Source organism: Microbulbifer sp. SE14 (assembly GCF_059834885.1).
In genome coordinates this window covers 1-8289 of record NZ_JCBAJA010000057.1, presented here as the reverse complement: position 1 = coordinate 8289, position 8289 = coordinate 1, and the positions used below count along the sequence as shown (strand labels likewise).

The following is an 8289-nucleotide window of genomic DNA, read 5'->3' as shown; positions in this document are numbered from 1 at the left end:
CCTTCTGGTTTAAGGCGCTTAGCGACCTTGTGATTCAATCTCAACCAGATTAGGGGACTGACCCCTTCCAAAGCTAGATCAATGCCTCGCCGCTTTATTACATCTCCTACAGGGGGCCCATCTTTAATGCGAATGCGGCGGCACCTCTGCACCGCGGCAGCCCACCAGGAAGTCGAAATCGCAGCCCTCGTCCGCCTGCAACACCCGCTCGCGGTACATTTCCAGGTAGCCGCCGGTGGAGGCGATCACCCGGTTGGCCTTCAGTGACTCCAGGCGTTCGGCCAGTTCCCCATCGGAAACTTCCAGTTGCAGGACGCCGTTTTGCGCATCCAGGTGAATCATGTCGCCATCGCGCACGGCTGCCAGAGGGCCCAGCTCCATGGCCTCGGGGGCCACGTGCAACACCACTGTACCGAAGGCGGTGCCGCTCATGCGCGCGTCGGAGATGCGCACCATATCCTTGACGCCCTTCTTCAACAGCTTCGGCGGCAGGCCCATATTGCCGACTTCCGCCATACCCGGGTAGCCCTTGGGGCCGCAGTTTTTCAGCACCATCACGCAGGTTTCATCTATGTCCAGGCCCGGGTCGGCAATCCGCTTCTTGTAGTGATCGAAACTCTCGAACACCACGGCGCGACCGCGGTGGTTCATCAGGCCAGGGCTGGCCGCCGAGGGTTTCAGCACAGCGCCGCGGGGCGCCAGATTGCCCCTCAGGATACAGATACCACCGTTCTCCACCAGCGGGTTGTCCGTGGTGCGGATGACATCGTCGTTGTAACAGGGGGCATCCTGGACATTTTCCCAGAGGCTTTTGCCATTGACGGTCAGCGCGTCGCGGTCCAGCTTGCCGGATTCCCCCAGGCGGCGCAGCACCGCGGGCAGGCCGCCGGCGTAGTAGAAATCCTCCATCAGGTACTCGCCGGAGGGCTGCAGGTTCACCAGCGTCGGGACGCCGCGCCCTTCGGACCAGTCCTCCAGGCTCAGGTCGACGCCGATGCGCCCGGCGATCGCCTTCAGGTGAATCACAGCATTGGTGGATCCGCCGATGGCCGCATTGGTGCGGATGGCGTTGTGGAAGGCCTCCTTCGTCAGCACCTTCGACAGGGTCAGGTCCTCGTGCACCATGTCGACGATGCGCATGCCGGACATATGCGCCAGGGTGTAGCGGCGCGAATCCACCGCCGGAATGGCGGCGTTGTGCGGCAGGCTGGTGCCCAGGGATTCGGCCATACAGGCCATGGTGGAGGCGGTGCCCATGGTGTTACAGGTGCCGGCAGAGCGGGACATGCTGCCCTCGGCGCTGAGGAATTCGTGCAGGGAGATATTGCCGGCCTTGTACTCCTCGTGCATCTGCCACACCAGGGTGCCGGAACCCACATCCCTGCCCTTGTGCTTCCCGTTCAGCATGGGGCCGCCGGTGACCACGATGGTGGGCAGGTTGCAGCTGGCCGCACCCATCAGCAGGGCCGGAGTGGTCTTGTCGCACCCGACCAGTAGCACCACGCCGTCGATCGGGTTGCCGCGGATGGCCTCCTCGGTATCCATGGCGGCCAGGTTGCGGGTCAGCATGGCAGTGGGGCGCAGGTTGGACTCGCCGTTGGAGAACACCGGGAATTCCACCGGCACGCCGCCGGCCTCGCGAATGCCGTCCTTGACGTGCTCGGCGATCTTGCGGAAGTGGGCGTTGCAGGGGGTGAGCTCGGACCAGGTATTGCAGATGCCGATCACCGGCCTGCCCTCGAAGTGGTGATCCGGGATGCCCTGGTTCTTCATCCAGCTGCGGTACATGAAACCGTTCTTGTCGCGTGTCCCGAACCAGCTGGCCGACCGCAAAACTGTTTTCTTCTTGTCACTGGCCATTTTTGGACCCCAATTTATTCTCTCATAACTATTATTGTATGACTTTTACATTTGGCGGACAACCGGCTTGTTGAGACCCGTATGATCCAGCCGGTCGCGATTCAATTCCAGGTGGTTATCCGCCTTAATTGTTATACATCATATTGTATGATATAAAAAATCGCCAGCGTGAAGCTCCCGTCGGGGCTCGGAAAGAATGCCAAGGCCTGATGCGAAGGTCCTGATAGCGGGGGCGCCTAGCCCGTGTCCCGCAACCTTCCACCGGCAGCAGGGCCGCGCAAGTCCCGCTTACTGGCAACAGGGGGGCGAGTATTGATATCAGCCAATAAGAGAAGAGAAGCGATGAGACTGATCCAGTTCACAACCGAAAGCGGCCAGCGCGCCGTGGCCGCGGTCATCGACCGCGAGACCGTCGAGCAGCTGTCCGGGGTGGAGAGCGTCTACCAGCTCGCCACCCGCGCGATGGAATCCGGCCGGCCCCTGCAGTCCCTGGTCGAGAACCTGCTGTCAGACGCCCGGCTCGACTACGGGAAGATCATCGAAGAGGGCCGCATCCTGTCGCCGATCGACCACCCGCAGGCAACCCAACTGATGGTGGCCGGCACCGGCCTCACCCACCTGGGCAGCGCCGACACCCGCGCCGCGATGCACGCGAAGAACAGCGCCAGCACCGGGGAGGAGCTCACCGACACCATGAAAATGTTCCGGATGGGTGTCGAGGCCGGCAAGCCGACCGAAGGGGAAATCGGGGTACAGCCGGAGTGGTTCTACAAGGGAGACGGCGACAGCATCGCCGCGCCGGAAGGGGATCTGCAAAGCCCGTCGTTTGCCCTGGATGCGGGCGAGGAACCGGAGATCGCCGGCATCTACATCAATGACGCCTACGGCAGCCCGCGCCGCATCGGCTTCGCGCTGGGCAATGAGCTGTCCGACCATGTCACCGAGCGGCAGAACTACCTCTACCTGGCCCACTCCAAGCTGCGCCCCTGCGCCATAGGCCCGGAACTATTGCTGGGGGATCTGCCCGGGAATATCGAGGGAGTTTCGCGGATAGTGCGCGATGGCGAAACCATCTGGGAAAAGAGTTTCCTCAGCGGCGAAATGAACATGTCCCACTCAGTCGCCAACCTGGAGGCGCACCACTTCAAGTACGCGGGCTTCTGCCGCCCGGGTCACATGCACGTGCACTTCTTCGGCACGGCCACCCTGAGCTTCGGCGACGGCATTCGGGCACGGGACGGCGACCGTTTCGAGATAGAGGCGGAAGCCTTCGGCCGGCCACTGCGCAACCGCCTGGCCGTGGTGGAGCGGGAGGTTCCAGCCGTCAAACCTCTGTAACGCGAGATTGGCGTCCTTCCCTTTGGGCGACCCATTGTGGTCGCCCTTTTTTGTGCAGTAACCACTTAAGCCATCGGGTTTTAAACTCTTCGGCTAGCACAATGCAAGGCCCTGTGACTGGTGGCCATCCGGCCAATATTTACCGATGCGGTTTTTTGCCGGGTGGCCACCGGTCGCAGGGCCGATCGAAACCCTCACCTATCAGTACCCACCACTTCGCTTACGGATCAGCTCGCAATATCCACCGGCGCACTGCCCTGCTCCAGGACGTCCAGCGCCCGGTGCACAGACTTGGAGAGCAGGGATTTCATCTCGAACCTGGCCCTCTCGGAATCGCCATCGCGGATACCCAGGAACACCGCCTTGTGCCCCGGTAGGGAGGCGACAAACTCCGACTCCTCCGCGCTGCTGATACGGAAGAGCCCCATCAGCGCTGTCTTGATCGACTGGCCGAGGGAGATCATGAATTCATTGTTGGTGGCCCTCAGGATGGCCATATGGAAATCGATATCCGTCAGGATCACATCCTCGGTGCCCGCTTCCGCCTCCTCCATGGCGAGGTAGGCCTTCTCGATTGCGGCTATCTGTTCCGGCGTGGCGCGCTTGGCCGCCAGGGCTGCGGAATTGGGCTCGATGATCTCGCGCACCTCGAACAGGGAGCGCAGGAATTCCGGCGAGGGCGTGGACTCGAAGCTCCACTTGAGCACGTCCGAGTCGAACATGTTCCAGCACTCTTTCGGCCGCACCCGCGTGCCCAGCTTGGGGCGGGACTCTATCAGTCCTTTTGCGGTCAGGATCTTGAAGGCCTCGCGCAGCGCAGTCCTGGAGACATCCAGCTCTTCGCCGATGGTGGCCTCGTTGGGAATGTATTCTCCCGGCGAGTAGACACCACTGACGATCCGGGTCCCCAATTCGTATGCCACCCAGGCGTGCACGCTCCGCGGCCTGCCCTCCCTGACTTGCTTAGCCATAGTAAATGCCTTGATAAATAGTGCCGTCCCCGGCCTGGAAAGAATCCTGCGAACTCCGACAACCGGAAGATCGGAAAGCCGGAACTGGCTGAAAAATCATTCTACTCTCTGCCGGGAGTCAATGGTACAGCATTCAGCCTACTTTATGACCATATCACCCCACGGCTATGCGACCCGCGCACCGATTGCAACCGCCCGAATTACCCATCCCGGTGATCGACCGCGCACACCAGACCCGGAAGCCTCCGCCGCGCCCACTCCCCTGTGAAAATGTGCATTCTGCGCCAATTGTGTTCTTATCTGTTGAAGCAGGCCCCCTCCAATCTCGCTTTACATTAGTACTACAATAATATATATATCGCAATCACACGATAAGAACAACCGGCCAGTCCCGGGCTGCCGGCCCCAGCGATAGACGGGAAATTGCATGAAATCCAATAAACTCTCCATCTTCGAGAAGATCGGCTTCGGTGCCGGCGATATGGCCGTCAACGTCGTCATCTCGTCGATGATGCTGATCATCGCCTTCTTCTATACCGACGTTTACGGCCTCAGACCCGAGGATATGGCCCTGCTGTTCCTGCTGGTACGGCTGATCGACGCGGTCACCGATCCCCTGATGGGCACCATCACCGACCGCTACACCACCCGCTGGGGACGCTACCGCCCCTATTTCCTGTTCCTCGCAGCGCCCTTCGGCCTGTCAGTATTCCTGACCTTCAGCACCCCGGACTTCGACTACAACGGCAAACTGGTCTGGGCCTACGCCACCTATATCCTGGTGACGCTGATGTTTACTGCGGTCACCATTCCCTATATCTCCATCATCGGCGTGCTGACGGACGATCCAAAGGAGCGGCTGTCGGCCAACGGCTACCGGCTCTTCTTCGCCAAGATCGCCGCCTTCCTGGTCACTATTGTGGTGCCGATACTGGCGGCCTCCTGGGGTGAGGGCCAGCTGGCCCGGGGCTACCAGGCAGCGATGGGCCTGATGGCCCTGCTGGCGACGGCCCTGTTTGTCTTCTGTTTCTTTGCGACCGAGGAGCGGGTCCACTACGAGCCGGACCGCACCCCGCTGCTGGCCCAGGCGAAAAACCTGCTGCAGAACGACCAGTGGCTGATTCTCACCAGCGTCTGCCTGGTGGGCACCATCGGCTATGTGGTGCGCGGTTCCGTCGCCGCCTACTACGCCAAGTACTACCTGGGCGGGGATGCGCAGACACTGTCGATGTTCCTCGCCACCGGCGTGGTGGCAGCCATCCTGGCGATGGTCGCCTCCACCTGGATCACCAAGCGCTACTGCAAAGTAAAACTGTTCAGCCACAGCCAACTGTTGGTAGGGGCGCTCAGTGTACTGATGTTCTTCGCGGTGAGCCCGGGAGACCTGGTGCTGGCATTCGCCCTCTTCTTCCTGCTCTCTTTCGTGGTGGACCTACACGCGCCGGTATTCTGGTCGGCGATCGCCGAGGCGGTGGATTACGGCGAGGCCAAGACCGGCAAGCGCGCCTCGGGCCTGGCTTTCGGCGGTATCTCGTTTTTCCAGAAGGCAGGGATGGGTATCGCCGGCGCCATGGTGGGCTGGCTGCTGGCATTTTTCGACTATGTGCCCGATCGGGCGCAGAGCGACTTTTCCCTGATGGGCATTGCGCTGATGCTGACCGTGATCCCCGGTTTCTTCCACTTCCTGATGGGCCTGCTGATGCGCCGCTACGTGATTACCGATGACTATTACCGGGCGCTCAAGCGCGGCGAAGTGAAGCCATTGGACAGCGACAGCGGTGCGCAGGGTACCTCCTACGAAGCCAATGTCTAGGGGGTGCTGTAGCTACTCTCCATCGGGACTCAGAAAAGAATGCCACAGCCAGATGCGAAGGCCCTGATGCCGGGGGCCATTTGGGAAATGTTTGCCGATGAGGCTTTTTCCCAAATGGCCACCGGCAACAGGGCCGCTCAAGCCTCTCTTAGTGGTAACAGGGGACGAGTAGTTACCCATGTTTATCACCATCCCAAAAGCTGTAAACGAAAAAAATTTGGAGTTGAATGTGAGTGAATCCACTTCTCTACTGCAGCCACTGATCGAGCAGCGCGCGGACCCGTTTATCTACAGGCACAGCGACGGTTTCTATTACTTTATCGCCTCGGTGCCGGAGTACGATCGCCTGGAACTGCGCCGCTCCCCAACCCTCGCCGGACTGGCGGGCGCGGACAAGGTGACTGTGTGGCGCAAGCCCGACAGCGGCCCCTACTCCGACTTGATCTGGGCGCCGGAAATCCATTTTATCGACGGCACCTGGGCCATCTATTTTGCCGCCGCGCCGTCGCGGGAAATCGTCGACGAGCTGTTCCAACACCGCATGTACGCGCTAACCACCAGCGCCGCCAATCCCCTGGAGGGCGAGTGGGAGCTGAGCAAAGTGGACTCGGGCATCGATAGCTTCTGCCTGGACGCCACCAGCTTCGAGCACCGGGGCCAGCGCTACTATTTATGGGCCCAGAAGGGGCCGAGCATCCCCGGCAATTCGAACCTGTATATCGCGCCGATGGATTCCCCCACCAGTATCTCCGGAGAGCCTGTCTGCCTGACGGTACCGGAATTCGAGTGGGAGAAAATTGGCTTCGCCGTGAATGAAGGTCCCGCGGTAATCAAACGGCACGGGCGGATTTTTATCAGCTATTCCGCCAGCGCCACCAATCACAATTACTGCATGGGCCTGCTCTACGCGGACGAGGATGCGGACCTGCTCGACCCCGCCGGCTGGGCCAAATCGCCGCGGCCGGTTTTCCAGAGCTGTTACGAGCGCGGTATTTACGGCCCCGGGCACAACAGCTTTACCGTTTCCGAAGATGGCAAGCAGGATATCCTGGTCTACCACGCGCGCACCTATACGGAAATCGAGGGGGATCCGCTGTGGGATCCGAACCGGCACACCTATATCAAGGCGTTCGGCTGGTCGGAAGACGGCATGCCGATATTCGGCAGCCCCGCGGAGCCCTGATGGGCTCCTGGTGGGCCTTTTCCCGGCTGGTTTTTGCCATCCAGCGATCAAAACAAGCAGCGGACCCAGGATCAGGGTCCGCCGCCAGGTGAACGAAGTTGTCTCAGAATCGATAGCCGAGGCCGGCCATATAAACCAGCGGGTCCAGTTCCACGTCGGCAGATATGCTGCCGAATCCGGGGGCATCGATATCCGCCGTGGTATCTATATCCACCCACCAGACCGACAGGTTGAACATCCACTGGTTGCTGGCCCCGAACGCCATATCGATGCCCGCCTCGGCGGCGATGCCGACGGACGAGTCTATGGACATCTCCGCGTCCGTCGCGCCCAGTTCCGCGAATAGTTCCTCGGCGCCGCCAGAGAGCTCCTCGTCGAAGAAGACGGTGTAGTTCAGTCCCAGGCCCAGGTAGGGCTGCACCGGCGACGAGCTCTGCATCGGATACCACTGCAACAGGACGGTAGGCGGCAGGTGTTTGGTGGTACCGAGATCCAGGGTCTGCTCCAGCAGACCGTCCACCTTCAGGTCGTGCTGGAACGGCAGCGCGGCCACCACCTCGATTCCCCAGTGATCGCGGAACATATAGACGCCGGTAAGCCCGAGGGTACTGGCGTCGTCCACACCCACACTGGTGCCCGTCGCCTCGGTCTCGGTGCCATCGATAGTGAGTGACAGCGGGCTGGAACTGACATCGGGGCTGACGGTGGCGCTGCCAAAGCGCACTATCTTGCTGCCCTGCTCGTAGGCTAGGGCCGGACTGGCCGCAGCGGCGACAGCAACGATTGAAAGCAGCTTCACTGGAAGTTTCATCGGTTTCTCCTGGCAATTATTCGCGGAAAATTATTGTGAGTCGGGAGCGGGTTATTATTCGGTCACCCGTAACAGCCGCATGAAGTCTAGGATTGATGCCCCCGTCTGCCAGGAGCATTACCGGGTTTACAGCGGAAATGAGAACCCGGTTGCAAACGCAACACACAATCCCCGCCAACAGACAAAACGGCACGGACTGCCATTTTGCACAGCCGAAAGGCTGCCCCAAAGGGGTGAGGGCCAGGGATGGCCCGAATGACAAAACGGTACGGACAGCCGTTTTGCACAGCCGAAAGGCTGCCCCAAAGGGGTG

6 protein-coding genes are annotated in these 8289 nt (G+C 60.8%); 3 read left to right on the top strand and 3 right to left on the bottom strand.

The annotated features are described in order from the left end of the window. Positions 1–123: 123 nt before the first annotated feature. Entirely contained in the window at positions 124–1860 is a 1737-nt protein-coding gene (locus tag AC6R19_RS22470) for an IlvD/Edd family dehydratase (RefSeq protein ID WP_500582107.1), read from the bottom strand. Positions 1861–2202: 342 nt separating this feature from the next. Here AC6R19_RS22470 and araD1 point away from each other — a divergent pair, with 342 nt between their 5' ends. Then, the gene (araD1, locus tag AC6R19_RS22465; protein ID WP_500582106.1) at positions 2203–3198 is read left to right on the top strand and encodes an AraD1 family protein; all 996 of its coding nucleotides are present in this window, start codon (positions 2203–2205) and stop codon (positions 3196–3198) included. 227 nt (positions 3199–3425) lie between these two features. Here the strand turns inward: araD1 and AC6R19_RS22460 are convergent, their stop codons facing one another. After that, entirely contained in the window at positions 3426–4169 is a 744-nt protein-coding gene (locus tag AC6R19_RS22460) for a FadR/GntR family transcriptional regulator (RefSeq protein ID WP_500582105.1), read from the bottom strand. Between the two features lie 427 nt (positions 4170–4596). Between AC6R19_RS22460 and AC6R19_RS22455 the strand changes: the two genes are divergently transcribed. Further along, positions 4597–5982 (top strand): MFS transporter, encoded by a 1386-nt coding sequence (locus tag AC6R19_RS22455; protein ID WP_500582104.1) that lies wholly within the window; start codon positions 4597–4599, stop codon positions 5980–5982. 229 nt (positions 5983–6211) lie between these two features. Continuing rightward, the gene (locus AC6R19_RS22450) at positions 6212–7165 is read left to right on the top strand and encodes a glycoside hydrolase family 43 protein (protein WP_500582103.1); all 954 of its coding nucleotides are present in this window, start codon (positions 6212–6214) and stop codon (positions 7163–7165) included. Positions 7166–7268: 103 nt separating this feature from the next. Here AC6R19_RS22450 and AC6R19_RS22445 read toward each other — a convergent pair whose 3' ends face one another. Continuing rightward, positions 7269–7976 (bottom strand): OmpW/AlkL family protein, encoded by a 708-nt coding sequence (locus AC6R19_RS22445; protein WP_500582102.1) that lies wholly within the window; start codon positions 7974–7976, stop codon positions 7269–7271. Positions 7977–8289: the final 313 nt, after the last annotated feature.

What these genes read in the sequence shown, in the direction of transcription:
- araD1 (WP_500582106.1), top strand. Translation starts at nt 2,203, where the DNA reads ATGAGACTGATCCAGTTCACAACCGAAAGCGGCCAGCGCGCCGTGGCC.
- AC6R19_RS22460 (WP_500582105.1), bottom strand. Translation starts at nt 4,169, where the DNA reads ATGGCTAAGCAAGTCAGGGAGGGCAGGCCGCGGAGCGTGCACGCCTGG.
- AC6R19_RS22455 (WP_500582104.1), top strand. Translation starts at nt 4,597, where the DNA reads ATGAAATCCAATAAACTCTCCATCTTCGAGAAGATCGGCTTCGGTGCC.
- AC6R19_RS22470 (WP_500582107.1), bottom strand. Translation starts at nt 1,860, where the DNA reads ATGGCCAGTGACAAGAAGAAAACAGTTTTGCGGTCGGCCAGCTGGTTC.
- AC6R19_RS22445 (WP_500582102.1), bottom strand. Translation starts at nt 7,976, where the DNA reads ATGAAACTTCCAGTGAAGCTGCTTTCAATCGTTGCTGTCGCCGCTGCG.